General features: G+C 74.1%; 22 protein-coding genes. 5 read left to right on the top strand and 17 right to left on the bottom strand.

Features of this window, described 5'->3' with window-relative positions:
• The first annotated feature begins 2 nt into the window (after positions 1-2).
• Positions 3-1,298, top strand: coding sequence for a cellulase family glycosylhydrolase (locus ACQEVU_RS02655; protein ID WP_433319960.1), 1,296 nt, complete (start codon positions 3-5; stop codon positions 1,296-1,298).
• Here the strand turns inward: ACQEVU_RS02655 and ACQEVU_RS02650 are convergent.
• The 4 genes from ACQEVU_RS02650 to ACQEVU_RS02635 all read right to left on the bottom strand — a co-directional run bounded on the left by ACQEVU_RS02650 (position 1,279) and on the right by ACQEVU_RS02635 (position 6,308).
• Positions 1,279-1,929, bottom strand: a complete 651-nt coding sequence (locus ACQEVU_RS02650) for a hypothetical protein (RefSeq protein ID WP_433319957.1) — start codon at positions 1,927-1,929, stop codon at positions 1,279-1,281. The two genes, ACQEVU_RS02655 and ACQEVU_RS02650, sit on opposite strands and share 20 nt — an antisense overlap.
• Before the next feature lie 7 nt (positions 1,930-1,936).
• The gene (locus tag ACQEVU_RS02645; protein WP_433319954.1) at positions 1,937-2,974 is read right to left on the bottom strand and encodes a COG1470 family protein; all 1,038 of its coding nucleotides are present in this window, start codon (positions 2,972-2,974) and stop codon (positions 1,937-1,939) included.
• An 80-nt stretch (positions 2,975-3,054) separates the two neighbouring features.
• A complete protein-coding gene (locus tag ACQEVU_RS02640) occupies positions 3,055-5,001 on the bottom strand; it encodes a fibronectin type III domain-containing protein (protein ID WP_433319951.1) in 1,947 nt (648 codons plus the stop codon).
• A 110-nt stretch (positions 5,002-5,111) separates the two neighbouring features.
• Positions 5,112-6,308 (bottom strand): HupE/UreJ family protein, encoded by a 1,197-nt coding sequence (locus tag ACQEVU_RS02635; RefSeq protein WP_433319948.1) that lies wholly within the window; start codon positions 6,306-6,308, stop codon positions 5,112-5,114.
• A 130-nt stretch (positions 6,309-6,438) separates the two neighbouring features.
• Here ACQEVU_RS02635 and ACQEVU_RS02630 point away from each other — a divergent pair, with 130 nt between their 5' ends.
• Complete coding sequence (locus ACQEVU_RS02630) at positions 6,439-7,098, top strand: hypothetical protein (protein ID WP_433319945.1); 660 nt, start codon at positions 6,439-6,441, stop codon at positions 7,096-7,098.
• Here the strand turns inward: ACQEVU_RS02630 and ACQEVU_RS02625 are convergent.
• Together ACQEVU_RS02625 and secA2 are read right to left on the bottom strand one after the other, a co-directional pair.
• Positions 7,090-8,400, bottom strand: a complete 1,311-nt coding sequence (locus ACQEVU_RS02625; RefSeq protein ID WP_433319942.1) for a TIGR04013 family B12-binding domain/radical SAM domain-containing protein — start codon at positions 8,398-8,400, stop codon at positions 7,090-7,092. The genes ACQEVU_RS02630 and ACQEVU_RS02625 overlap by 9 nt on opposite strands.
• 22 nt (positions 8,401-8,422) lie before the next feature.
• Positions 8,423-10,762: an accessory Sec system translocase SecA2 gene (gene secA2 / locus ACQEVU_RS02620; protein WP_433319939.1), complete on the bottom strand. Its 2,340-nt coding sequence runs from the start codon at positions 10,760-10,762 to the stop codon at positions 8,423-8,425.
• Positions 10,763-10,960: 198 nt separating this feature from the next.
• On the opposite strand from secA2, the gene ACQEVU_RS02615 reads away from it, so the two are divergent.
• On the top strand, positions 10,961-11,173 hold the full coding sequence (locus ACQEVU_RS02615; protein ID WP_433319936.1) for a BRCT domain-containing protein: 213 nt from the start codon (positions 10,961-10,963) through the stop codon (positions 11,171-11,173).
• Positions 11,174-11,231: 58 nt separating this feature from the next.
• Here the strand turns inward: ACQEVU_RS02615 and ACQEVU_RS02610 are convergent, their stop codons facing one another.
• From ACQEVU_RS02610 to ACQEVU_RS02570, 9 genes are all read right to left on the bottom strand, one after another.
• Positions 11,232-11,696 (bottom strand): HEPN domain-containing protein, encoded by a 465-nt coding sequence (locus ACQEVU_RS02610; RefSeq protein WP_433319933.1) that lies wholly within the window; start codon positions 11,694-11,696, stop codon positions 11,232-11,234.
• Positions 11,693-12,283 carry a MarR family transcriptional regulator gene (locus ACQEVU_RS02605; protein WP_433319929.1) on the bottom strand — a complete coding sequence of 197 codons (591 nt, stop codon included), beginning with the start codon at positions 12,281-12,283 and terminating at the stop codon, positions 11,693-11,695. Before ACQEVU_RS02605 ends, ACQEVU_RS02610 begins: the two co-directional genes overlap by 4 nt.
• 42 nt (positions 12,284-12,325) lie before the next feature.
• Entirely contained in the window at positions 12,326-13,726 is a 1,401-nt protein-coding gene (locus ACQEVU_RS02600) for an acyl-CoA carboxylase subunit beta (protein ID WP_433334756.1), read from the bottom strand.
• A gap of 51 nt (positions 13,727-13,777) precedes the next feature.
• Entirely contained in the window at positions 13,778-14,992 is a 1,215-nt protein-coding gene (fabF, locus tag ACQEVU_RS02595) for a beta-ketoacyl-ACP synthase II (protein WP_433319926.1), read from the bottom strand.
• A gap of 91 nt (positions 14,993-15,083) precedes the next feature.
• Positions 15,084-15,329: an acyl carrier protein gene (locus ACQEVU_RS02590; protein ID WP_223097536.1), complete on the bottom strand. Its 246-nt coding sequence runs from the start codon at positions 15,327-15,329 to the stop codon at positions 15,084-15,086.
• 53 nt (positions 15,330-15,382) lie between these two features.
• Positions 15,383-16,336 (bottom strand): beta-ketoacyl-ACP synthase III, encoded by a 954-nt coding sequence (locus ACQEVU_RS02585; RefSeq protein WP_433319922.1) that lies wholly within the window; start codon positions 16,334-16,336, stop codon positions 15,383-15,385.
• Positions 16,333-17,493: an acyltransferase domain-containing protein gene (locus ACQEVU_RS02580; RefSeq protein WP_433319919.1), complete on the bottom strand. Its 1,161-nt coding sequence runs from the start codon at positions 17,491-17,493 to the stop codon at positions 16,333-16,335. Before ACQEVU_RS02580 ends, ACQEVU_RS02585 begins: the two co-directional genes overlap by 4 nt.
• 191 nt (positions 17,494-17,684) lie before the next feature.
• Positions 17,685-18,893: a PucR family transcriptional regulator gene (locus tag ACQEVU_RS02575; protein ID WP_433319916.1), complete on the bottom strand. Its 1,209-nt coding sequence runs from the start codon at positions 18,891-18,893 to the stop codon at positions 17,685-17,687.
• A gap of 51 nt (positions 18,894-18,944) precedes the next feature.
• The gene (locus tag ACQEVU_RS02570) at positions 18,945-19,970 is read right to left on the bottom strand and encodes a glycoside hydrolase family 5 protein (RefSeq protein WP_433319913.1); all 1,026 of its coding nucleotides are present in this window, start codon (positions 19,968-19,970) and stop codon (positions 18,945-18,947) included.
• Between the two features lie 140 nt (positions 19,971-20,110).
• Here ACQEVU_RS02570 and ACQEVU_RS02565 point away from each other — a divergent pair, with 140 nt between their 5' ends.
• Positions 20,111-22,309, top strand: coding sequence for a HelD family protein (locus tag ACQEVU_RS02565; RefSeq protein WP_433319910.1), 2,199 nt, complete (start codon positions 20,111-20,113; stop codon positions 22,307-22,309).
• On the opposite strand, the gene ACQEVU_RS02560 is transcribed toward ACQEVU_RS02565, so the two are convergent.
• Entirely contained in the window at positions 22,310-23,188 is an 879-nt protein-coding gene (locus tag ACQEVU_RS02560) for a hypothetical protein (protein WP_433319907.1), read from the bottom strand.
• Positions 23,189-23,200: 12 nt separating this feature from the next.
• A complete protein-coding gene (locus ACQEVU_RS02555) occupies positions 23,201-24,130 on the bottom strand; it encodes a sulfotransferase family protein (protein ID WP_433319904.1) in 930 nt (309 codons plus the stop codon).
• Positions 24,131-25,720: 1,590 nt separating this feature from the next.
• Here ACQEVU_RS02555 and ACQEVU_RS02550 point away from each other — a divergent pair.
• Positions 25,721-26,617, top strand: coding sequence for a ParA family protein (locus ACQEVU_RS02550; RefSeq protein ID WP_433319901.1), 897 nt, complete (start codon positions 25,721-25,723; stop codon positions 26,615-26,617).
• Positions 26,618-26,625: the final 8 nt, after the last annotated feature.

Genomic DNA, 26,625 nt, shown 5'->3' with positions numbered 1-26,625 from the left:
CCATGAGGAGCGTGCTGGCGCTGGCCCTGACCGCCGCGGCCGTGGTGCTGCTGTCACCCGCCCCGGCGGCCGCGGAGGCGGCGCCGGCCGCATCGGCGCCGGCCATCCGGGTCCGCGACGGGCGGCTGGTCGAGGCCAACGGCAGCGACCTGGTGCTGCGCGGGGTCAACCACGACTTCATCTGGTACCCCGACAAGAACGGCACGTTCGCGCAGATCAAGGCGGCCGGGGCCAACGCGGTGCGGGTGCCGCTGGGCATGGGGCACCAGTTCCGCCGGACCAGGCCGGAGGAGGTCGCCACGATCGTCGCGCTCTGCCGGCAGAACCGCCTCATCTGCATCCTCGACGCGCACGACACCACCGGCTGGGGCCAGGACAAGAAGGCGACCACCGTCGCCGAGGCGGTGCGCTTCTGGATCGGGCTGCTGCCGCAGCTGCGCGGCCAGGAGGACCACATCATCGTCAACATCGCCAACGAGCCGTTCGGGGTGGGCGGGGACTGGCCGTGGGTACAGCAGACGAGCGACGCCGTCCGCGAGCTGCGCGCCGCCGGGTTCCGCCACACGCTCATGGTCGACGCGCCCGGGTGGGGCCAGGACGAGGCGTTCGTCATGCGCGACAACGCCGAGAAGGTCCACGCGGCGGACCCGACCGGCAACACGATCTTCGACATCCACATGTACGGCGAGTTCGACAACGCCGCGAAGGTCAACTCGTACCTGACGTCGTTCACCAGCCGGAGGCTGGGCATCCTCATCGGCGAGTTCTCCGGCGAGCACCAGTGGGGCGACCCCGACGAGGACGCCATCATGGGCTACGCCGAGGCCCACGACGTGGGCTACATGGGCTGGTCGTGGAGCGGGAACCAGTCGCAGTACAGCTATCTGGACCTGGTACACGACTTCGACCCGGCCAGCCGCACGGCCTGGGGCAACCGGTTCCTGACCGGCCCCAACGGCATCTCGACGGACACGAGAGAAGCCACGATCTATCGCAACGGTACGGCGGGTGCCCCGACGGCCCCGCGGGGCGCCCCGGCACAGGTCAAAGTCGTGGAGGTGACCCCGGGCACCGTGCGGCTGACCTGGAAGCGGGGCCCCAGCGGTACCACGTATCAGGTCGTGGCCGTTCACGGCGCGTCCGAGACCCGGCTCCTGTCGACCGCCTCGGCCGGCGTGACCCTGCGGGGCCTGCGGGGCTCGACCGAGTACGCGTTCGCGGTCTACTCCCGCGGCCTGATCGGCATCCGCTCGCCGCGCTCGGCGCCGGTCTACGCGGTCACGCCGCCGGCGGCCTGAACCGGACCCGGCGCGCGACGAGCACGCCGAGGAATCCGGCCAGGGCCAGCCAGAGCCCGCCCAGCACGTACAGCGGGACGAGGTCGTCGCGCCAGCCGCCGGGCGCGCCGTCGAACATGGCCAGGGGCCGGGGGCCGCTCACCCAGCCGTCCATCGTGGACCCCGGGTCGGTGTCCGGCCACGCGCTGACCCGTTCGACGGTGAACGACTCGTCGTCGGCGCGGAAGGTGCCGGTGCACTCGAAGCCGTACTCCTGGGCCGTGCACGAGTCGACGGCGAGCGTGCCGTGCACACCGCCGCGCCCGGGGGCGGCGCGGTAGTGGTCGGCGGCGAGGCGGCCGCCGTCGTACGCGAACGCGACCAGCGCCGCGAGCAGCGTGGCGACGGCGGCGATCGCCCAGCCCGACCGCAGCGGCGGGCGCCCGTGGCGCAGCGCCGACACCGCCCAGCCGGCGAGGACGACCGCGAGGGCCAGGCCGGCCACGGCATACAGCACCTGGATCAGGATGCGGTCGTCGTTGCCGTACCGTTGCCGCAGATTCTGGCTCTTGATCAGGGCATAGAGCGCATATCCGGCGCAGGCCAGCGCGGCCGCCCCGATCCCCGCGGCGGTCCGGCGCCGGTCGCTCATCCCGGGCTCAGCCCGCCTTCGACTTGGACTTCTCGGCGGCGAGCGCCTGCTCGACCGCCTCCTTCACCCGGGCGTCCTCGCGCGCCCGGCCCCGCGCGCGGTTGCGCCGCAGCAGCAGGAACCCGCCGGCGACGAGCGCGATCACCACGACGAGAAGGATCAGCGCGGTCCACGGCACGACCCAGGTGTCCGCGGAGGCCGTGACGTCCGGCAGCGACGTCGTGGAGCCCGACTCGTCGGTCAGGCGGGGCGTGAGCGTCACGGTCGCGGTCAGCAGGAGCGCCCGGTCGACGCCGTGCACGGTCGCCTTCACCGGCCACGACTCGCCCGGCAGCAGCTCCGGGGGCGCCGAGATCGCGCCCGCGTCGCGGCGCCACCAGCCGAACGGGCCGGCCACCGACGCCGACTGCTGCGCGGAGAGGATGGCGTTGCCGGTGTTGTGGATGGTGTACGTCACGGTGGCGTCGCCGCCGGCGTAGGTCACCGTCAGGCCCTCCACGGCGAGCGCGGGGTGCAGGTCGCCGCCGACGCGCAGCTTGACGCGGATGCCGAGGCGCCGCTCGACGTTGATGCTCTGCGCCGCGTCGGGCTGGACCAGCGAGGTGACGATGCCGCCAGCATAGTCGCCGGGCGTGGCGTTGGCGGGGACGGAAAGCGTGAACGGCACCTCGGCGGTCTGTCCCGGCTGGATCGCGACCGTGGCGGCGTCGGCCTTGAGCCAGGCGCCGACGGCGACGGACTTCTTGTCGCGGGTGACCAGGTCGAGGTGGCCGCCGCCGGTGGTGTAGCCGTCGCCGGCGTACACGGTCAGGTTCAGCGGGGCCTTGCCGCGGTTGGCCACGACCATGGCGTCCTTGACCTGGCCGCCGGGGTTCACGGCGTAGCTGTAGCTCGACCGGTCGGCGCCGTAGGTGTTGGAGGCGGTCCGGACGGTCCAGGCCACGTCGTCCTCGGCGAGCGCGGGGGCGGCGCCCGGGCCGGCGATCGCGACGGCGGCGAGCAGCGCCGCGACGGCGGTGCGAAGGGTGGTCTTCCGCAGCTGCATCTGGAGTCCTCGGGGTGGGTGGGACGGAAGAGGCCGGCGGGGAGGGCCGGGCCCGCCCCGCCGGATGGTGCATCAGCCGATCAGCTGCTCAGCGCGGTGATCGTGAGGGTGGCGCGGTAGTCGCCCTTGTCGGAGCTGGCCGGGATCTTCAGGTCGAGGTCGGCCCCGACCTCGGCCGTGCCCCGCGGGTGGCCCTGGTCGGCCCAGGCGAGCGGGCGGGACACGTCCAGCCCACCGCCCTGGACGTCGTACCCGGACGGCACCGCGGCGCTGGCCTGGGCGCCGACGCCGGCGACGAGGACCTTCGGCGTCCAGCCCAGGTACGAGCCCGGGAACGACTTCGCGCCGTCGCGGAAATCGCTCACGCTGGCCGAGATCGACCACGGCGCCAGCGAGCGCCGGCTGTCGGTCACCACGATCGGGTTCAGGTGGCCGCTGGCCTGGAAGTAGTCGCCGTTGTGCTCCTCGGCGGTGCCGAGGTCGACGAGGCCGTTGTAGCCGCCGATCGACCAGCCGAACTCGCCGGGGGCGGCGTTGGGCACGTTGACCTGCAGCTGCTGGCCGTCGCCGTGGTACGGGTGGACGGTCACGTTGTCCACGATGGACCCGACCGGCTGGGCCGCGTCGGTGTTGTTGCACCACTTGACATTGCCGCGCTCGACGGCCGCGTTCGGCGCCGCGCAGGTGCCGGAGCGGATGTTCTGCACGACGAGCTTGTCGCCCCGGACCTGGACCTTCACGTAGGAGCGGACGTGCTCCTGGTTCTGGACCGAGTTGTACCAGTAGTTGTTCGGGTTCAGCGGGTCGGCACCGTTGCCGGCGCCGCTGGTGCCGCTGTTGTCGGGCGCGGTGATGTCGTAGTACTTCGAGCCCGAGGCCGAGTTGCCGGTCACGTAGAGCACGCCGCCCGGGCCGGGGTACACGTCGGCGGCGCCGGGCTGCTCGTCCGGGTTCGCCTTCGCGCCGTTCTTGATCAGGTAGCTGCGGGAGTAGCTGTGGTCGTGGCCCTGCAGCACCAGGTCGACGCCGAGGTTGGAGAACGCGGTCGGGAAGTCGACCCGGCGCGCCTTGTTGTCCCCGTCCTTGGCGTGGTCGGCCGGCGAGTAGATGGCGTGGTGGTACACCAGGACCTTCCACTTCGCCTCGCCGCCGTGCTGCTGGATGACGTCGGAGACGTAGGCCAGGTGCGCCGCGTCGCCGCCGCCGCCGGACGTGGTGGTGTAGCTGTTGCTGTTCAGGTCGATGAACAGCACGTCCTTGTAGATGTACCAGTAGTCGCCGCCGGACGTGTTCGACGCCGGGTTGCCGTTGGCGTACAGCGGGCCCGACCGGTCGGTGTTCGGGGTGAACAGGTGCTGCTCGTAGGCCTTGCCGCCGACGTCGTGGTTGCCGATCGTCGCCGCCCACGGGTACTGCCGCAGCTTGTCGGGGGCGAGGAAGGCGTTCCACTGCGTCTCGGTGTTCGCCGTCTCGACCTGGTCACCGCCGGACACCAGCAGCTCGGCGTTCGGGTTGGCCGCCAGCGACACGTCGAGCGTGTCCTGCCAGCCCGCCTGGTCCTTGGCGACATCGCCGGAGGAGCCGATCTGCGGGTCGCCGTAGAACAGGAAGTCGTAGTCGCCTTCGAAGTCCTGCGTCTTGAACGCGTACGCCGGCGACCAGTTGCCGTCGGTGCCGACCCGGTAGGAGTACGCGGTGTGCTCCTGCAGGCCGGTCAGGGTCGCGTGGCGGTTGAAGCCGCCGCTCGTGGCGATGTTGGCCCCGCCGATGGCGGCGAAGGTGGCCGCCGACGCCGGGAAGTCGCCGTTGACCAGCGCCGAGGTCGGGGCGAGCTGGACCTTCTGGGTGGTGTCGGCCGAGGAGTACCAGGTGACGATCCGCTGGGACTCGTTCGCGCCGACCCCGAGGATGATGCCGGTAAGCGTGGCCGGGTCATCGGCTAAGACCGGGTTGCCCAGTCCGGAGCCGACAGCCACGACGAGGCCCAGGAGGGCCGCGCCGGCCACGCGGGGCGTGGTGCGCTTCATGTTCTCCCTTTTCCCGATGGGGATACGGTTGGAGCGGGCTCACGCTTCCGCCGCCCGGTGACGCGCTCGTGAACCGCGGCTGGCGGCCGGCTGCACGTCTGCGGGCCTGATCACGTACCGGCGAGGCGCTGGACGAACCAAATCAGCCCCATCACGGACACACCGGCGGCGATCGCACCCGTCGCCCACCGCCCGGCCCGCGGCGCGCGACGGCGCAGCACGACGAGCAGCGGGAAGGCGACGGCGATCAGGCCCAGCTGCACGGCCTCGATGCCGACGTTGAACACCAGCAGCGACCACAGCAGCGTCCACGACCACGGCTCGTCGATCCCGAGCGCGCCGGCGAAGCCCAGGCCGTGCACGAGGCCGAAGCAGAAGACGACGCCGAGGCGGGCCCAGCCGGCGCGGTCGAGGCTGAAGTGGCCGCCGCCGGTCGTCTCCAGGTCGCCGGCGTGCTCGCCGCGGCGGGCGAGCCGCCACAGGTGCCAGCCCGCGACCACGGCGATGGACAGCGCGATGGCCGGCTCCACCACGCGGGCCGGCGGGTCGACGGCGCCGAGCGCGGCCAGCATGAACGTCACGGAGTGGGCCAGCGTGAAGCTCGTGGCGGCCAGCACGATCTCGCGCAGCCGGCGGGAGCCGGCGATCAGCGCGAGCAGGAACAGGATGTGGTCGATGCCGGTCAGCAGGTGCTCCGCGCCGAGCCGGAAGAACTCCCAGAACCGCTCGTACCACGCCTGGCCGGTCGAGAAGCCCGGGTGCGCGGCGTCGAGCGCGGCGCTGCCGGAGCGGCCGTCGATGTCGTACGTGACGATCGTCTTGACGCCCTTGACGTAGCCCTCGGCGTCGGGGAACAGGCCGCTGCGCACCTCGTGGGCGCCGTCGTCCTCCGGGCACGTCCAGTCGAGCAGCAGGCGGGTGTACGGCACGCCCTCCTGCTCCCCCATCGTGAAGCCGCCGACCGGCGCCGGCGCGCAGGCCCGGCCCCCGGCGGTCACCGCGAAGCGCGCGGTCACGTAGCGCACGGCCGCCTCGGCGTGCTCCTGCAGGGCCGCCGCCTGCCCGACCGCGTCGCCGGACTCGAACGCCGCGGTGCCCGCGCGGAACAGCGGGTCGTCGCGCTCGGCGTCGGCCGTGGACACCACGAAGAGGTCGTACTCGAGCTCGAGCGCGGTGCGCACGTGCCCGGGCTCGCCGGCGGTGACGCGGGCGTAGACGGTCGAGGAGAACCCGTGCGCGGACGCCGTCGCCGGCACGAGGAGGACGATCGCCGCGGCGACGACCGTGACAACGATGCGGTACAGCATGCGGCTCCCTCTGCTCGGGAGAGCACGTTGCACCCCACGCGTGAACGCCGGCCCCCGCGGCGGCGAACCGATCACGAACAACTCGCCCGCGCAATTGTCGGCGGCCGCGCCGGGCCGCAAGATGAGCGCCGTGCGCACCCCCCTCTGGGCCGCCGTCGTGCTCGCACTGGCCGCCGGCTGCGGCTCCGCCCCGGGCGACGACTGGTCGCGGCCGCGCCCCGCGCCCACCGCCGCCGGCAGCCTCGCCCCCGGGTTCGTCGACCCGTCCTCGCCGCCGACCCCGGAGGGGACCATCACGCCGCGCCCCGGCTCCTGGGACGGCGTCCACCCGGCCCGGGACTACCGGGTGGTGCTGCTGAGCGCCGGCGACGACGCGCCGACGCGCGCCCTCGTGGCCGCGGTCCAGGCCTGGGCCGGCGCGGAGCACCTCGAGCTGCGCACGGTGACCGCGGCCGGCGACGCCGACCTGATGCCGGCCATCACCCGGGCCGTCGACCTGCACCCGGACCTCATCGTCAGCGCCGGCGACGCGCTCGTCGACCCGCTCGCCGTGGTCACCGCGAGCCACCTCTCGCAGCAGTTCCTGGTCGTCGGCGCGGAGCTGGCCGAGCCGACCCACAACGTCACCGCCGCCGACTGGTCCGGCGCCTCGTACCGCGGCGAGGGCCTCGGCGCCTCGTCGGACTACGACGCGGCGACCTTCACCCCGCAGCGCTGCGACGCCGCGATCCGCGCCGGCGCCGCCGCCGTGCTCACCGGCCTGACCGGCATCGTGGTCTGGCTAACCTGAGCGGCTGTCCCGCAGCGGCAGCAGGGTGCGGCTGCGCCCCGGCCGCGGATGCTCCTGGGCCGCGGCGGCAAGCTGCGCGGCGTGCTCGCGCTGCTTCTGCCAGTGCCCGTAGAGCGCGCCCCGCTGGGCCAGCCGCGACACCGCCCGGATCGTCTCGGGATCGACGTCACCGGGCGGCGCGTCGCGCCACGGCGTCCCCGGCAGCGGCATGAACACGTGCGAGTGGATGCGCGCCCCGAGCGCCGCGAGCTCCTCCGCCAGCCGCAGCGACGCCTCCGCGTCGGCCGGCTCCTCCCCCGGCATCCCGAAGATCATGTCAACGTTGATCCGGAACCCCTCGGCGATCCCGAGCCGCACCGCCCGCCGCACCGACTCGACGTCGTGCCCGCGCTTGGCCGCGTCGAGCACCCGCTCCGACCCGGACTGCGCCCCCACGATGAGGTTGTCGTTGGCGCAGTACTTCCGGACGAGCCGCAGCGCCTCGACGCTCATGTGCTCGGGCCGGATCTCGCTCGGGAACGACCCGAAGAACACCCGCCCGTCCGCCCCGATCCCCTCCTTGCAGCTGGCCAGGAGCTCCTCGACGGCGGCGAGGTTGGGCTCCTCGTCGTCGGCCCCGTAGGACAGCGAGGTCGGCGTGATGAACCGGACGTCGCGCTTGCCGAGCTCGCGCATCCGGTCGACGTGCCACCGGACGTTCTCGACGCTGCGGTGCCGGAACCGCGCGGAGAACATGAACGGCGTCTGACAGAACCGGCACGCGTACACGCACCCGCGCGTGATTTCGATGGGGTTCATGCGCTTGTACGTCAGCGGGAACGCCCGGTACCGCCCCAGCGGCTCGCGGTGTGGCTTGCCGCTGCGGATCAGGTTGCCGTGCTCGTCGCGGTACACCAGGCCCTCGATGCCTTTCGGGTCGCCGGCCTGGTCGACCAGGCGCAGTAGGGTGCTCTCCCCCTCCCCCACCGCGGCGATGTCCCAGCCCGCGTCGAGCGTGCGCACCGGCTCCGCGGTGGCGTGCACACCGCCGGCCACGTGGACGGCGCCCGATGCCTGCTCCTTGATGGTGGCCAGTTCCTCGGCCAGGGCCACCGCGTCGGGCGAGTAGAACGACCACAGGACCAGGGTTTTCGTGTCGCGCGCGGCCGTGATCGCCTCGACCGTGGCCGCCGCGGATTCGGCGAAGACCACCTCATAGCGGGTCGTGGTCTCGTGCTCCTCCAGGGCGGCGAGGAGCACGTGATGGCCGTAGGTCACCGCCTTGCGGTACCGCAGGATCAGGACGAGGTCGAGGCCGCTCACACGCCCATCCTGTCAGCCCCGGTCAGGTGTAGGTAATGGCCGGGGGGCGGCCGCCGCGCAGCGCCTGCCCGATGTACGCGAAGAACCGGTCGGCCTCGGAGCCGAAGGGGTTGTCGGCGACCATGTACGTCCAGGTGGACGACGGGCGCCGCAGTCCGAGGTCGGCGAGGGTGGTGGCGTCCTCGGAGGCGGCGTCGAGGGTGTGGCGGGTGGCTGCGGCCGCCTCTTCGGCAACGGCGCGGAAGTCGTCGGTGGCGATGAGGTTGAACTCTTCGAGCGGGTCCTGTCGCCCGAGCACCCGCAGGTGGATGCCCTCGCGGACCTCGGCGAGCAGGTTCAGGTGGCGCGTCCAGGCGCGGTCGAGGTGGTAGAGCGCCACGTCGAGCGCCAGCCGGCGCCGGTCCGGCCGGGTCCACTTCTGTGCGTTGCCGGAGCCGGCGGGCCAGATGCGGGCCAGGTACTCGTCGAGCGCGGCCGGGTCGGTGAGGAGCCTTTCGCGGGTGTCGAGGACGACCCGGCGGTGCTGGTCGGTGGCGGTGTGGTAGCGGCGGGTGGTGCGATGCAGCTGCAGGAGCTTGCCCTCGGCGACGCGCTGGGCGTGCGCGTAGATCCGGCGGAACCGGGTGTCGCGGACGCGCCCGTCCGGGTCCACCGATCGCGGGTCGTACCCGATGACCAGGTGCTCGGTCACCACGTCGTCGTCGAGGCTGGTGTAGAACACCGAACGGCCCGGGTCACCCTGCCGGCCGGCCCGGCCGCGGAGCTGGTGGTCGAGCCGGGCGCTGTCGTACCGCCCGAGTCCGAGCACCAGCAGGCCGCCCGCCTCGGCGGATTGTGGTCCGAGCCGGATGTCGACGCCACGGCCGGCCATCTGCGTGGAGACGGTGACCGCCGCGTGCTCGCCGGCGCGGGCGATGATCCCGGCTTCGGCGGCGTCGTTCTTGGCGTTGAGCACGACCGCATCGACGCCGCGGTCGGCCAGGAGTCCGGCGAAGCGTTCGGAGTCCGCCACGCTCGCGGTGCCGATCAGCACGGGCTGACCGGCCGCATGGGCGGCCCGCACCCGGTCGGCCGCGGCCGCGTCGCGCTCCTCGGCGGTCAGGTACAGCCGGTCGGGCTCGTCGACGCGGATGCCGGGCCGGTTGGTCGGGATCGCCCCGGTGCGCAGGTTCAGGTCCTCGGCCAGGCGCTCGGACGCGTCCAGCGCGGTGCCGCTCATCCCGGTGATGACGCGGTAGCCGCGGGCCACGGTCTCGACCAGCATCTGGTCGAGCACCTCGGCCTGTGCGGTCACCTCGATGCCTTCCTTGCGCTCGATCGCGGCGTGCAGGCCGTCGGGCCACCGCTGCCGGTCGGCGACCCTTCCGCGGGCGTCGTTGATCAGTCGCACCTGACCGTCGGCCACGATGTAATGCACGTCGCGCTCCACGAGGGCGTGCGCGTGCAACGCCACGTGCGCTGCCGTCAGCAGGCCCACGTGGTCCTCGGCGTACAGGTCGTCGACGCCGAGGTGCTCCTCCAGCGCCGCGATCCCCGCCTCGTTGAACGACACGTTGCGCCGCTCGCCGTCGACCTCGTACTCCACGCCGGCGGTCATCGCCGCGACCACCTCGGCCAGTGAGGCGTCTTCCGGCCGTGGCTCGGCGTCCCCGGCGATCACCAGCGGGACCATCGCATCGTCGAGCAGCACCGCGTCGATCTCGTCGATCACCGCCGCGTCCAGCTCCGGCACCAGCCGCTGCGCGTCGTCCGGCCGCTGCCGGTCCCGGAGCAGGTCGAACCCCACCTGGTGCACGGTCGCATAGACCACATCGCTGCGGTACGCCGCGCGCCGCTCGGCATGGTCCATGCCGTCGACCACCGCCGCACACGACAGACCGAAGGCCGCGAACAACGTCGCCCCCGCGCGTGCGTCCCGGCCGGCTAGATAGTCGTTGGCCGAGAGCACATGCACCCGCCGGCCCGTCGCGGCCAGCCCGGCCGCGACGAGGAACCCCACGAGCGTCTTGCCCTCGCCGGTCTCCATGTCCACCACGCGACCGCGGAGCATGCTCACCGCCGCCAGCAGCTGCACGCCGAACGGCTCCAGCCCCAGCCGGTGCCGCGCGACCTCGCTCGCCACCGCGAGAAAGTTCACCAGGTCACCGTCGCGGGCAAGATCCGCCTTTGCCGTGAGCCTGGCGCGCTCGGACAACGCCTCGTCGCCGAGGCCATGCAGCGCGGCCCGTTCGCGCAGGACAGCCTCGACCAACGGGGCGAAACGGCGCAGGTTCGCCGTGCCCGGCTCCTCCCGGAACCGTCGGACCAGCACGAAGGCACGCCGCCACGAGGACGGATCGCGCAACTGCTCCAATCGCCCCATCACCCCAGGCTAGCCAGACAATCGAGTGCGTGCGGCCGCTCGACCGGGCCGTCGATTCCGGTCGGCTTCGCCGCCCGAGGCGCGCCCTGGTGGTGTTGCAGCGGTCTCGTGGGCGCTGGGGCCTGCTTCGGGGCACGGCCAGCGCCCGGGGCACGGCCGGCGCCCGGGCGGCGTTTCCGGCTTCAGCGGGGCGACATCGTGGTGTTCACCGGCGACATGGGCGAGCCGCGCGAGGTCTGGGAGGCGCGGGCCGCCGCGGCGGGGCTGGCGGTCGGCGCCGGCGTCACGCGCCGGACGCGGCTGCTGGTCGCGGCCGACCCGGACAGCATGTCGGGCAAGGCGCGCAAGGCCGCCGACTACGGCATCCCGGTGGTCCACCCGGCGGCCTTCGCGCAGATGCTCGCCGACTGAGCGCAGAGGCTCAACCGCCGAGCACGGAAGCTCGCCGGCCGAGCCGGGGCCCGGCCGGTCAGAACGGGCTCATCTGGTCCAGGACGCGGACGGCCAGCTCGATGATCTGCTCCACCTTCGGTACGTCGCGCTCGACCTCTTCCGGGCTGATGCCGGGCACCGCCGCCGACGGGTACTCGAGCTGGTTGCGGCGCCGGCGAAGGCGGTCGAACGGGCGCAGGACGGCGCCGAGCGGCGGGTCGAGCTGGGCCGTCACCGCGTCGCGGACCGCGATGTGGCCGCCGCGGCTCGTGACGCGCAGGCCCTCGTTCTCCAGTACCGCGGCGAGCGACTTGCGCGCGGCGTCGTACAGCAGCTGGTAGGCGCCGGCGGGGTCGGAGGCGGCGATGGCGTCCGCCGACGCGAGGTGCTTGCGCGCCTGTGCCAGCAGGAGCTCGGCGTGGTCCCGGCTGGGGGGCACGCGCTCCAGCTCGGCCCGGTCGAGCATGCCTTCCAGTGCCTCGCGGCCCTGCTGCCATCTCACGGGCGCTCTCCCGGCTGCGCGATGCGGTACGACGGGCGTTCGCGCACCGCCGTCAGGAACGGGTCGCCGCCGGGCGAGCGCCAGGCGGCGGCGGAGACTCGGTGGACGTTGACCTCGCGGCCCAGTTGGCGCTCGGCCTTGCGAGCCGCCTCGGCCAGGTCGTCGTCGTCGGCCTCGCCCACCACCAGCACGTCGACGTCGCGCGGCGGCGGGCCGGCGACACCGGTATAGCGGGCCGCCCAGGAGCCGTAGATGTAGGCCTCATCGACGCCGGGCACCGACGGGATCAGGTCGGCCAGGACGGCGGCCGGGCCGTACGTCAGCGTCAGCAGTTCCGTGAGCGGGCGGGCGAGCGGGTTGCCCACGTCGGCCTGGACCAGACGCATGTTGCCGCGCCGTTCCTCGGTCACCAGGCCGGCCGCGGCGAGGTGGCTGACCTCGCGGCTGATGGTCGACTGCGAAACCCCGAACTGGCGGGCCAGCTCGGTCACGGAGCTGCTCTGCTCGGGATGCAGGAAGAGCCACGCCAGCAGTTCGCCGAGCAGCGGCGAACGCAGCAGCGGCAGCAGCGAGGACCGAGCTTGCACATCCTGCAGCATAGCTTGCAGGATGTGCAAGGATCCAAGGGGCTACAGCGGGATGTTGCCGTGGGCGCCGTGGGCCGAAGGGGCGTCGGCCAGGGCGGCGGCGATCCGGCGGCGGGTGGCCGAGGGCTCCACCAGCTCGTCCACCACGCCGATCTCCAGGGCGCGGTGCACGCCGCCGGCCGTTTCGGTCTGCTCGGCCACGAGTCTGGCGCGGAGGTCCTCGCGCTCGTCCGGGGCCGCGGCGGCCAGGCGGCGGCGGTGCAGGACGTTCACCGCGGCGCTCGCGCCCATCACCGCCACCTCGGCGCCGGGCCACGCGAAGACGGCCGTGGCGCCCAGGGAGCGCGAGTTCATCGCGATGTACGCGCCGCCGTAGGCCTTGCGGGTCACGAGCGTCACCCGGGGTACCACCGCCTCGGCGAACGCGTGCAGGAGCTTTGCGCCGCGGCGGACCACGCCGTCCCACTCCTGGCCCAGGCCGGGCAGGTAGCCGGGGACGTCCACCACGACGATCAGCGGTACGCCCAGCGCGTCGCACATGCGCACGAAGCGGGCCGCCTTCTCGGCGCTCGCGGCGTCCAGGCAGCCGCCCAGGCGCAGCGGGTTGTTCGCGATGACGCCGACCGTGCGGCCGCCGAAGCGGCCCAAGGTGGTGACGACGTTCGGGGCCCACTTCGCGTGCAGCTCCACGCCCGGCGCGTCCAGCATGGCGCGGACGAGGGGCTTCACGTCGTACGCCCGGTTGGGCTCCGGGGGCAGCAGCCGGCCCAGGTCGGTGTCCGTGACGTCGTCCGGGGCCAGGCGGCCGCGGCGGCCCAGCAGCGCGGCCACCTCGCGGGCGGCCGACACGGCCGACTCGTCGTCCTTCGTCGTGACGTGGACGACGCCGGAGCGGCGGCCGTGGGGCTCGGGGCCGCCCAGGCGGGCCATGTCGACCTGCTCGCCGGTGACGCTGCGGACGACCTCGGGGCCGGTGACGAAGATGCGGCCGTGCTCGCTCATGATCACGACGTCGGTGAGCGCGGGGCCGTAGGCGGCGCCGCCGGCCGCCGGGCCCAGCACCACCGAGATCTGCGGTACGCGGCCCGACGCGCGGACCATGGCCGCGAAGACCTGGCCCACGCCGTCGAGCGCGACCACGCCCTCGGCGAGGCGGGCGCCGCCCGAGTGCCACAGGCCGAGGACCGGCCGCCGTTCGCGGACGGCCAGGTCGATGGCGTCCACGATCCGGCGGCAGCCCTCGGCGCCCAGGGCGCCACCCATCCGCGTGGCGTCCGTGGCGAACGCGACGGCGAGGGTGCCGTCGATCTCGCCGCGGGCGGCGACCACGCCGCAGTCGTCGCGCGGGTCCAGCAGGCGCAGCGTGCCCCGGTCGAAGAGGGCACGCAGGCGTACCTCGGGATCCCGGAAATCGTCGGCGACAGGTGCGGGCGCGGACGTCATTGTCACGGTGGCTCCAGAAGGAACGGTGGCTCCCGGAGGAGCCGGCAGAACTCAGGCGCGGGCGAAGACCAGCGCGGCGTTGTGGCCGCCGAAGCCGAACGAGTTGTTCAGCGCGGCGGGGATCTCCAGGTGGCGGGGCTTGTGCGCGGCCACGTCCAGGTCGAGCTCGTCGTCGGGCTCGTCGAGGTTGATGGTCGGGGGCACCACGCCGTGGTAGACGGCGAGGATCGTCGCGATCGACTCGACCGCGCCGGCCGCGCCGAGCAGGTGGCCGGTCATCGACTTGGTCGAGGTGAGCACCGCGTGGTCGCCCAGGGCCCGGTGCAGGGCCTTGATCTCGGCCAGGTCGCCGACCGGCGTCGAGGTCGCGTGGGCGTTGACGTGCACGATGTCGGCCTTGGCGATGCCGGAGTCGCGCAGCGCGAAGCCGATGGCGCGCACCGCGCCGTCGCCCTCCGGGTGGGGCTGGACGATGTCGTACCCGTCCGAGGTGATGCCGGCGCCGGCGAGCCGGGCGTAGATGCGGGCGCCGCGGGCGCGGGCGTGGTCGGCGCGCTCGAGGACGATGACGCCGGCGCCCTCGCCGAGGACGAAGCCGTCGCGGCCCTTGTCCCACGGGCGGGAGGCGCGCTCGGGATCGTCGTTGCGCACGGACATGGCGCGCATCGCGGCGAAGCCGGCGATCGGCAGCGGGTGCACGACGGCCTCCGTGCCGCCGGCGACGACGACGTCGGCGCGGCCGAGGCGGATCAGGTCGAGGGCGTGCGCGATCGCCTCGGCGCCGGTGGCGCAGGCGCTGGCCACGCAGTGCACGCCGGCCTGGGCGCCGAGCTCGAGGCCGACCCAGGCGGCGGGGCCGTTGGGCATGAGCATCGGCACGGTGTGCGGCGAGACCTTGCGGGGACCGCTGGCCTCCAGGATGTCGTCCTGGTTGAGCAGGGTCTGCGCGCCGCCGATGCCGCTGCCGATGCTGACGGCGAGCCGCTCCTTGTCCACCTCCGGCGAGCCGGCGTCGGCCCAGGCCTCGCGGGCGGCCAGGATGGCGGTCATCTCGCTGCGGTCCAGGCGGCGGGCCTGGATGCGGTCGAGCTTCTCGCTCGGCTCGACGGCGAGCTGGGCGGCGATGCGGACGGTGAGCGGCGCGGCCCAGTCGGGCAGCGGTGACACCCCCGACTTGCCGGCGAGCATGGCGTCCCAGGTGGACGGGGCATCCCCGCCGAGCGGGGTGGTGGCCCCGATGCCGGTGACGACGACCTCAACACTCACTGCACAACTCTCCTCACAGCGCAACTGACGACGGGGCCCCGGGCCGGGTCCCGGGGTGACCGGGCCGGCCTCAGGACCCCGTCGGCGGATTTCAGGCCTGCGACTTCTCGATGTACGAGACGGCGTCGCCGACGGTCTTGAGGTTCGGCACCTCGTCATCCGGGATCTTCACGCCGAACTTCTCCTCGGCCGCCACCACGACCTCGACCATCGACAGCGAGTCGACGTCCAGGTCGTCGGTGAAGGACTTCTCCTCGGCGACGTCGTCCGGGTTGACACCGGCGACCTCTTCGAGGATCTCGGCAAGACCTTCGGCGATCTCTTCACGGGTGGACATAGAGCTTTCCTTCCTAGGGTTGACGTTCTTGTCGATCGAAGATGAACAGACCGCTACGGGCAATGGATGACTTGGCCCGCGTACGTCAGGCCGCCGCCGAAGCCGAAGAGCAGCACGGGCGCGCCGGAGGGGACCTCGCGCCGCTCGATCGCCTTGGACAGGGCAAGCGGGATGCTCGCCGCCGACGTGTTGCCCGACTCGACCAGGTCCTTGAGGATGATCGCGTTGGGCAGGTCGAGGCGCTTGACGATCCCGTCGATGATGCGCGTGTTCGCCTGGTGGGCGACGAAGGCCGCAATGTCCTTGCCCTGCACGCCGGCCCGGTCGAGGGCCTCCTGGGCGTACGGGGCGATGGCGGTGGTGGCCCAGCGGAAGACCGCCTGGCCCTCCTGCTTGATGTACGGCCGCCAGCCCTCGATCGTGAGCACGTCGCCCCGCTCGGGGGCGGAGCCCCACACCACGGGGCCGATGCCGGGGCGCTCGCCCTCGGCCACGCCGGTCACCACGGCCGCGCCCGCGCCGTCGCCGAAGAGCACGGCGGTGGTGCGGTCGGTCCAGTCGACGACGTCGGAGAGCTTCTCGGCCCCGATGACCAGCGCGTTGCGGGCCGCGCCGGCCCGGATCGCGTGGTCGACGCCGGCGAGGCCGTAGCAGAAGCCCGAGCAGGCGGTGTTGAGGTCGTAGGCGGCGGGGGCGTTGATGCCGAGCTTGGCCGCGACGCGGGTGGCGACGTTCGGGCACCGGTCGACGGAGCTGCACGTGGCCACGACGACGGTGTCGATGTCGGAGGCGGTGAGCCCGGAGGCGGCGAGGGCCTTGCCGGCCGCGGCGATCGCCATGTCGGCGACCGTTTCGGCCCCCGCGATGCGCCGCTGGGCGATGCCGACGCGGTCGCGGATCCACTCGTCGTTGGTCTCGATCACCTTGGACAGGTCGTCGTTGGTGACCACCTGCGACGGCTGGTAGTGGCCGAACGCGAGGATCCTCGATCCTGCAGCCGGGCTCATATCTGGCCTCCAATGCGGGCAAGGGGCTGGCCCGGGGCGACCGGGTCGTCGAGATGCGCGAGCCACTCGGTGAGCACGCCGGCGTTGTGCGCGGCGACCTCGACGGGGCCCTGCCGGGTCTGGATCGCGCCGATCGCCTGACCGGCGCGGACCTCGTCGCCCTCGGCCAGGTCCGCGGCGGGCGCGAAGGTGCCCGCGGCGGCGGCGACCACGACGCTGAACTCGGGGTGCGGCTCGTGGGTCGGCGCGGCGCCGTGGCGGGCGATCGCGTCGCGGGCGGCCGCCAGGTCGTCGGGCGTGTTGACCTGGACGATCTCGAGACCCTTGATGTCGCGCTTGATCAGCCCGGCCAGGGTGCCCGCGGGGGCCAGCTCGACGACCGCGGTCACGCCGAGGTCGGCCAGCGTGCGCATGCACAGGTCCCAGCGCACGGGGGCGGTGACCTGACGCACAAGGCGCTGCAGCATGGTCGGGCCGTGGTCGACCGCGGTGCCGTCGAGGTTGGACAGCAGGATCTTCGTCGGCGCGGCCGGGCTGATGCCGGCGGCGACGGCGCCGAGGGCCTCCTCGGCCGGGGCCATGTAGGGCGTGTGGAAGGCGCCGGCCACCTTGAGCGTGATGATCCGGGACCTGGCCGGCGGCTCGGCGGCGAGCTTCTCCAGCCCGGGGAGCGAGCCGGCGGCGACGACCTGGCCGGCGCCGTTGCGGTTGGCGGGGTACAGCCGGGCGGCCTCGATGGCGGCGAGCACCTCGTCCGGGTCACCCCCCAGCACGGCGGCCATGCCGGTCGGCTCGAGCGCGCAGGCGGCGGCCATCTCGCGGCCGCGGATCCCGGCGAGCGTGACGGCGGCCTCGGGGGTGAGCACCCCGCCGAGCGCCGCCGCGGCGAGCTCGCCGACGCTGTGGCCGGCCACGACGCCGGCGTCGTGCATCGGCAGGTGCTCGGCGGTCAGCAGGGCGGCCGCGACGAGCAGCGGCTGCGTCTTGGCGGTGTCCTTGATCTCCTCGGCGTCGGCCTCGGTGCCAAGGTGCACGAGGTCGACCCCGGCGAGCGCGGACCACCAGCGCAGGCGCGCCTCGGCGCCGGGCAGCGCGAGCCACGGGGTCAGGAAGCCGGGCTTCTGTGAGCCTTGGCCTGGGGCGAGTACGGCGAGCACGTCTATGACTGTTCCGGATTCGCGACGGTCACGCGGGTAGCGCTATGCACCAAAGTGAACCACCTCGTTTGTGGGGAATCTACAAAAGATCGCGTGGCGTTGTGCCAACAGATCCGCGCTGTTACGCACGGCACACAAGGCGGCGTCAGCAGAATAATGGGCAAACCGGTCTAAATCCCCAGAACAGCGAATCATCCCGGGGGGATCGGCGGGGCGGTGGGGGCGAGTGGATCGAGCCGGCCGATCGTAAGGGCTATGCGCAGCGCGAACGCGTCGCGGGGCACCAGCGGCGTGAAACCGGTCACCTCGCCGATGCGCCGCAGGCGGTACCGCACCGTGTTCGGGTGCACGAAGAGCCCTCGCGCGGCGCTCTCCAGCACCCCGCCACCGGTGAAGAACGCGTCGAGCGTCTCGAGCAGCTCCCCGCCGGCCCGCACGAGCGCGCCGTACACCTCCTGGCGCAGGATCCGCCGCGCCTCCGCGTCCCCGGCCAGGGCCCGCTCGGGCAGCAGGTCGGCGGCGGCCACCGGGCGGGGCGCGGCCGGCCAGGCGGGCGCGGCCCGGTAACCCGCCAGCGCGGCGCGGGCCGACTCGGTCGCCTCGTCCAGCGACGGCACCGCCGGACCGACCACGACCGGGCCGTCGCCGAAGCCGACCAGGAGCCGCTCGGTCGCGGCCATCGGGTCGGCCGCGCCACCGAGCACCACCACCAGGCGGTCGCCGTGCACGCCGCCGAGGATCTCCACGCCGATGCGCCGGGCCGCGCGGTAGACGGTGTGCAGTACCGCCGCCGCCTCCCCACCCGGCGAACGCCCCACCGCCACCGCCACCGGCGGGGCGTCGGCCCAGCCCAGCGCGGCCGCCCGGCTGGCCAGCACGTCGGAGGAGTCGCCGCGCAGCAGCGCATCGACCAGCAGGGCCTGCAGGCGGGCGTCCCAGGCGCCGCGGGTCTCGGCCGCCCGGGCGTAGACGCGGGCCGCGCCGAAGGCGACCTCGCGGCTGTAGTACAGCACCGCCTCCCGGATGCCGTTCTCCTGCCCGTCGGCGGCCAGGTGCGGCAGCTGCTCCTCGACGACCTCGATGGTGACCCGGATGAGCTGCACCGTCTGGAACAGGTTGATCGAGCGGGCCAGGGCGCGCGGCGCCGCGTCGAAGAACTCGTCGGAGTTGTCCGGCGGCAGCGGCCCGCCCTTGTCCCGGTTGCGCAGCCACTCGACCAGCGAGCGCACGCCCGCCTGGGCGACCAGCATGACCCACGCCCGCTGGTCGGCCGGCAGCTCCCGGAACCAGGGCAGGGTCTCGTCCATCCGCGCGACGCTGGCGGTGGCCAGCGCGCCCGCGGCGCGCTCGATCGCGCGGACGCTCGCCTCCAGCGACGACGGTGGCGGCTGATCGGTCACCCGCACAGCTTGTCATGGCCTCACCGTTCGTCATCACCTCACCGTTCGTCATCACCACGCCGGCCCGGCCGCCAGCCACAGGCGCCCGTAGACGCTCGCCGGGTGCGAGGTGGCCCGCAGGCCGTTGGGCCCGTCGATCAGCCGGCGGCCCCACTGGGTGAGCCGGCCCGGGCGGTAGTCGCTCACGATGTCCAGATAGTCGTACTGCGGGCTGTTGCCGCTCCACGACCAGCCGAGGTACCCCAGCCCGTGCTCCTGGCAGTAGGCCATGATCGCGTCCTCGTCCGGGTCGCCGTACTCGTGGATCTGCGAGAACTCCCCGACGACGATCGGCAGCCGCTGCGCCACGAAGGTGTCGAGGTAGCCGGAGACCTTGTCCGCGGTGTCGAACGGCCCGTACATGTGCACGTCGAAGACCACGTTGCGGCGCGGGTCGGCGGCGAACACCTCGGCCGCGTGGTCGTACATGACCCGGAACGCGTCGTTGCCCCAGTTCGGCGCGTCGACCATGAGCGCGTGCGGCAGCCCGGCCGCGCGCAGCCGGGCGATCGCCGCCTTCGTGTTGTCGAGCCAGTCGGCGTCGACCGCGTGCCCGGACGGCTCGTTGGCGATGTCGAGCACCACGTAGGCCTCCTGGTGGCGCAGCACGTCGCGCAGCGTCATCCAGTAGTCGACGGCCTGGGCGATGCTCGCGGCGCCCGGCTGGGTGCCGTACCCCATCGTGTCGTGCACGTCGAGAACGCAGATGAGCCGGGCGTCCTTGCACCGCTGCACGATCGAGGCGACCTCGGACGGCCGGGTGGCCGGCCACTCGTGCCCGCTGGACAGCGCCACCCGCACCGCGTTGGCCCCGCTGGCCTGGATGTCGTCGAAGACCGACGCCGGACCGTGGCCGAACGCGTACCCGTGGTTGACGCCCCGCAGCACCAGCGGCTCCCCGCCGGCCTCGACCAGGCGGCCGTCCGCCACATGGATGCCCTCGGCCTCACCCGCCCGCGCCGGTGTGACGTACGCCGCCCCCAGCAGCGACAGCAGGAGCGCGGGAAACGCCATCTTGACGACCGCCCTTTTGACCACGGGTGAGGCGCTACCCGGGCCCTCGCCATTCACCCGTTGTCCGAGGGTGATTCGGCCGCGCGGGGATCGACCACCCTCCCTGGCGCAAGGTAGCGTTGGGAAGCACGCAGTGTAAGTGCGCGGTGCGAAAAGGGAGTTCCGTGGAGTCCAAGGCAGCCGAAATCGCTGCTGAGCAGCAACACTTCGACCTCGCCCACAAGCACCGTGAACGGTTGCGCGCCGAGCTCGGCGAGACGCCCGACGCCGCGGCCAACCCCGGCGCCGGTCGGTGGCTGGCCGGCTTCCGGCGCAACCGCCGCGACAACCTCGCCCCCGCCGATCACGAGGTCGCCGTCGGCCGGATCGACCTCGACGCCGAGGAGCGGTACTACATCGGCCGCGAGACGATCCTCGACGACCAGCGCCAGGTCCTCGTCGTCAACTGGCAGACCGAGATGGGCCGGCGGTACTACGAGGCATCCCCCGACGACCCGCAGGGCCTCGCCCTCAAGCGCACCTTCACCTGCGACGGCAACCGGATCGTCGACTTCGCCGACCTCGTCTTCGCGCAGCTCGCCGAGGCGATCGAGGCCCTCGACGGCCCCGACGGCGCCCTGCTCGCCGAGCTCGACCGCGGCCGCACCGGCGCGATGGCGGACATCGTGGCGACGATCCAGGCGGCGCAGTACCGGCTCATGCGCTTCCCGCTGGAACACGTCCTCGTCATCGAGGGCGGGCCCGGCACCGGCAAGACCGCGGTCGCCCTGCACCGGGTGTCGTGGCTGCTGTACAACCACGCGGACGCGCTGCGCCCCCGCGACGTGCTGATCGTCGGGCCGCACCCGGCGTTCACCCGGTACATCCGCGGCGTGCTGCCCGGCCTCGGCGACGAGGGCGTCGAGCAGGTCGACGTCGACCAGCTCGGCCCGCCGGTGCAGCGCGGCCGGCCGGAGGACGCCGCGGCCCGCCGCCTCAAGGGCGAGGCCCGCATGGCCGGCCTGCTCGCCCGGGCGCTCGAGGCCCGCATCGGCGCGCCCGAGCCCGCCGAGCGGATGCTCTTCGACGGCCGCTTCCTCACCCTCACCGGCGCCGAGGTGACCGCCGCGGTCGCCGCCGCCCGCCAGTCCACCGGCCCCTACGCGGTGCGCCGCCAGCGGCTGCGGGCGGCGCTGGCCCAGCTCGTGCGGGACCGCGGCGGCCCGGTGGAGGCCGAGCGCCTCCCGCCGGTGGAGAACCTGCTGGAGCGGCTGTGGCCGCTGCAGAGCGCCGCGGCGTTCCTGCGCGGCCTGTTCGGCTCGCGCCGCCGGCTGCTCGCCGCGGCCGCCGGGGAGCTGAGCGAGCAGGAGGCGGCGCTGCTGTACCGCCGCGGCGCCGACCGCCTCTCCGAGCAGGTCTGGAGCGCGGCCGACATCCCGCTGCTCGACGAGCTGGAGGCGCTGCTCAACGGCGCCACCGGGCGGTATCGCCACATCGTCGTCGACGAGGCCCAGGACCTCTCCCCGATGCAGCTGCGCGCCATCGCCCGCCGCTCGGCCAACGGCTCGCTCACCATCGTCGGCGACCTGGCCCAGTCCACCGGCGCGTGGGCCCGCGACGGCTGGGAGGAGGTCACCGCCCACCTGCCGCAGACCCAGCAGGTCGTCGTGGCCAAGCTGCGCTACGGCTACCGGGTTCCCCGCCAGGTGTACGAGCTGGCGGCCAACCTGCTGCCGATCGCCGCGCCCGGCGCCGAGCCCGTCCAGGTGGTCCGCGACGGCCCGGCCGACCCCGGCATCCACGTCGTGGAGCCCGGCGAGCGGGCCGGCCGCGTCGCCCAGATCGCCCGCGACCACCTGCAGGCGCAGCGCTTCGTCGGCATCGTGGTCCCGGCCGCCTGCCGCGCCGAGATCGAGTTCGCGCTGGCCGCCAACGAGCTGCCGTGGGGCCGCGCCGACCAGGGCGAGCTGGACCGGGCCATCAACCTGGTCTCGCCGCAGGAGGCGAAGGGCCTCGAGTTCGACGCCGTGATCGTGGTCGAGCCGGAGGAGATCGTCGCGGAGGACCCGCGCGGCCACCGGCTGCTGTTCGTCGCGCTGACCCGCACCATCCGGTACCTCGACGTGGTCTCCAGCGGCGACACGCTGCCGCTGGAGTCGCCGCAGACCGTCACGGGCCGCATCCCGCGCCAGCGCACCGTCGAGCCCGACCCGGACCCGACGATCGAGCTGCCGGTCCTCGACCGGCTCGCCGAGGACCTGGCCGCGATGATCGCCGGCGGCGCCCCGCCGGCCCTGTGGGACGAGATCCTGCAGCGCGCGGCGGCCCTGCTCGACGAGCGCTCCGGGCGGGAGCGGCCGCAGGGCCGCCATCACCGCGCCTGACTAGCCGGCCGTCTCCTCGGTGCGCAGCTCGTGGGCGCCGTCGGCGCGGGTCCCCTCGTAGTAGATGCGGCCGGGGACGGCGGTGAGGTACCGCAAACCGTGCGGCGCGTGCGGCGAGCCCGTCGGGGGCGCGCCGGCGGCCGTCATCGGGCCGTAGGAGCCGTCCGGCCGCTGCGCCGCGGTCGCGGTGCCGGTGCGCTCCTCCCAGTTCTCCCCGGCCGTGGCCCTCCCGTCGTACGCCACGCTCAGGCCGCCCTCGGTGGGCCAGACGGCGCTGACCCGCACCCCGCGGGCGTCCCACTCCCCCGCGCGGGGCGCCAGGGCCACGCCGCGCCACTGCCAGGCTCTGCCGTCGGGGCTGGTCGCGTACTTCGTCGTCATGCGGTCGGCGTGCTCGTCGGTCTCCAGCGGGTGCACCGAGGCCCACAGGTGCCAGGTCCGCCCGTCGTGGAGCAGGACCGGGTCCTTGACGCCCTCGTCCGCGCTGCCGGGCAGCACCGTCTCGGCCGGCGCGCCGGCCAGCGCCTCGGGCTCGTCGGCCTCGAGCAGGTCGACGCGCCAGTGCTTGGTCCGTGGGGTGGCGACGCTGACGTACAGGCGCCAGCGGCCCTCCGGCGTCACCGTGAGCGCCGGGCGTTCGAGCGAGGCCCCGCCGAAGCGCTCCTTGCCGATGACGGCGACGGTGGTGAACTCGACGCCGTCGCTCGAGCGGGCCACCACGTTGGCGTAGCCGCGCTCGCCGGCGGTCCGCATCCGGTACGCCAGGTAGATGTCCCCGCCGGCCCGCAGCGCGCTCGGCGCCCCGGCCCACGTCCCCGGCACCTCCCCCGGCGGCTCGACGACGACGCGGGCACCGTCCCAGCGCGGCAGCGTGAGCAAGAGAAACCTCCGTCAGTGGTAGTTGCTGGCGTGTTCGAGGCTGAGCCAGTCGGCGTAGGACTCGCCCGAGACCTCCTGCAGCAGCTCGATCTCCTCGGCGAACGCGGGCAGCAGCGCCGCCCGCTGCTGCGGCGTGACTCTCGGCCGGCGCCCGTGCTCGCGGTGCAGCAGCGCCAGCAGCGGCCGGCTGAAGACCCGCCGCACCGGCACCGGGAACCGGTGCCCGATCCTGCCACCGGTGCGCAGCAGCAGCCGCAGCCCGCTGTTCACCGGCGTGTCGGCGACGTAGCGGCGCACGTTCTCGGGCGGGATCTCGCCGACGTGCCCGGTCGCGACGCCGAGGAAGGCGCAGACGCGGTCCACGGTACCGCGGGGATCGTCGCGCAGGTCCCGGTAGCGCAGCAGCAGGATCTGCTCGCGCGGGAAGTACTGGAGCAGGTGACGCAGCTGGGTGCCGTACCGGCCGAGGTCGGTGTAGTGCCAGAACGCCGCCCAGCCCCTGCTTCGGCGTTCGGGCTCGCGCTCGACGGCCCGCAGGAAGTCGGCCTCGGGCTCCAGCCCGGCGCCCCACAGGTGCGACCAGTTCGAGTGCGCCCGGTCGACGGGGTCGCGCAGCAGCAGCACGAGCCGGGCCTCGGGGATCAGCCGCGCGATCCGCGCGTGCGCCGCGAGGTCGTGCAAATAGAACGGCGTGGCCTCGCCGCGCAGGGCCCCGGGCGGCGCCGGTTCGAACAGCGCCTCGTAGTCGGCGCGCCGCCAGACGTGCGCCTGGTACGTCTGCACGTCCCCCGGCCCGCCCTTCCGCGGCGGGGGCCCGTCGCTGAGGAAGAACTTGGGCTCCTTGACCGCGGGCAGGAACAGCTGCGGGTGGCGCACGAGCGCGGCGTGCAGCGCCGACGTGCCGGCCTTCGGCACCCCGGCGATCAGGAAGTCGGGCAGCATCGGATGTACCCCTTATCCTGTCGGCAAGATAGGAAATCACCTTAGCGGCGCCGGGTTTTCGCGACAACCCGGACGGCTCGCGCGGCTCCTCCGGCGGTCACGCTCCGCGGTCGCGGCATTGTCCGGTGCTACGTCTTTGCGGTGCACGGGACCTCGGGCAGCCGGACATTCCGCGCGGCGACGGCGGCGGTAGTCGCGCTCCATGGTCGCGGGGCGCCGGCCGGTTGTCGGTGCTGGTCGGACGCTGCCACGGACCGCGCGTATCACGGCGCTTGCGGCGCGCGGGGCGCGGCAGGCAGGGCATAGCGCGGGGCGACCGCGCGGGCGCAGGGCAGCGCGGCCGGCCGGCGCGGCTCGGGCGCGGACGGGACGCCGGACGGGGAGGCGGGGGTGCGCGGCGCGAGGTGCGGGCGGCCGGCGCGGCGACGCGGGCACGCGGGACGCCGGGCGACGCAAGGCGCGGACACGGAGACGGCGCGGGCGCGGGGCGCGGGCGCGGGGCGCGGGCACGGGGCGCGGGCGCGGGGCGGCCGGGGCGGCGCGAGCGGGGCGGCGCGAGCGGGACGGCGCGGGCGCGAGCGGGACGGCGCGGGCGCGAGCGGGACGGCGCGAGCGCGAGCGGGACGGCGCGGGCGCGAGCGGGACGGCGCGGGCGCGAGCGGGACGGCGCGGGCGCGAGCGGGACGGCGCGAGCGCGAGCGGGACGGCGCGGGCGCGAGCGGGACGGCGCGGGCGCGAGCGGGACGGCGCGGGCGCGAGCGGGACGGCCCGGGCGCGGGACGGCGCGGGCGCGGGACGGCGCGGGCGCGGGACGGCGCGGGCGCGAGCGGGACGGCGCGGGCGCGGGCCCGGAGCGGGCGGGGCGGGAGCGGGCGCGGAGCGGGCGGGGCGGCGCGGGTGCGGGACGGCGCAGGCGGCCCGGGCACGGGGCGGTGCAGGCACGGGCGCGGGGTGGGCGCGGAACGGGCGCGGAGCGGGCGGGGCGGCGCGGGTGCGGGGCAGCGCAGGCGGCGCGGGTGCAGGGCAGCGCAGGCGGCGCGGGGCGGCGGGCGCGGGCGCGGACCGGGCGGGGCGGCGCGGAGCGGGGGCGGCCGCGGAGCGGGAGCGGGGGCGGGCGCGGAGCCGGCGCGCGCGGGGGCGGGCGCGGAGCGGGGGCGGACGCGGGCGGGCGCGGGCGCGGGCGGCGCGGGCGCGGGCGGCGCGGGCGCGGGCGGCGCGGGCGCGGGCGGCGCGGGCGCGGGCGATTGGAGTGCGACAACCAGACAGTCCGCGCGGCGACCTCAGCGGCAGTTGCGCTTCACGATCATGGCCGTGGCCGGTCTGGCCACGCCGCTCAGGCACTGCCGCACCCGGGGATGCCGCGCTTTTGCAGTGCGCGGCGCACCAGCCCCCAACTACGACAAGTCCGGCGCTCGGCGCCGCGGAATCGACAAGCCGGGCACTCCGCGCCGCGGGAAGCGACAAGCCGGGCACTCCGCGCCGCGGAGAGCGGCAAGCCCGGCACTCCGCGCTGCGACTTGTCGGATTTATACCCCGGCGCCAGATATATGACTTCGAGGGCTCGGAGTCGGGCTGTGGCATGCTGCAGCTATGAGCGTCGTCTCGGTGATCAACTACAAGGGCGGCGTCGGCAAGACCACCGTGACCGCGAACGTGGGTGCCGAGCTCGCCGCGCGCGGGCGCAAGGTGCTGCTCATCGACCTCGATCCGCAGGCCAGCCTGACGTACTCGTTCTACCGGCCGTCCGACTTCGACGAGCAGCCGACGATCCGTGAGTGGTTCGAGGGCTTCGTCGCCACCCGCACGCCGGAGTCGCTGTTCAAGTACGTCCTGGCGCCGCACGCGGTCAACGGGGTCGTCCAGCCGCTCGGCGGGCACCTGCACCTTGTCGCGTCGCAGCTGGGGCTGGTCGACGTCGACCTCGATCTGGCCGCGGGGCTGGGCGGGTCGCGGTTCCAGCGCAGCAGCCCGAGGTTTCTGCAGGTGTACCGCCTGCTGGCCGACGCACTCGCGGAGCCCTCGTTCGGCGGCTACGACACGGTGCTGATCGACTGCCCGCCCAACTTCAACCTCGTCACCCGCACGGCGCTGGTCGCCAGCGACTACGTGGTCGTCCCGGCCCGGCCCGACTATCTGTCCACGCTCGGCATCGACCTGCTGCGCACGCGGCTGTCGCAGCTGGTGGAGGAGTACAACGAGGTGGCGGGGGCGCCGATCAACCCGGAGGTCGCGGGCGTGGTGTACACGATGGTGCAGTACACCTCGACGGGTCCCCTGGTCAGCCAGCGCAACTCGGTCGAGGAGACCACCCGCATCGAGATGCCGGTGTTCCGCCAGACGATCCGCGACAACAAGACCGCGATCACCGAGGCCGGTCAGCGGGCCGTGCCCGCGGTGCTGGCGCCGCAGGGCAGCACCGCGATCGAGACCCTACGATACGAGCTGCAGCAGCTCACGAGCGAGCTGTTGGCGCGCACCCGGACCTGAGCTTGGAG

The sequence above is a fragment of the Dactylosporangium sp. CA-139066 genome, assembly GCF_050936175.1.
Taxonomy (GTDB): domain Bacteria; phylum Actinomycetota; class Actinomycetes; order Mycobacteriales; family Micromonosporaceae; genus Dactylosporangium.
The sequence above is the reverse complement of the archived record's forward strand: the minus strand, read 5'-3'. Positions and strand labels throughout refer to the sequence as shown.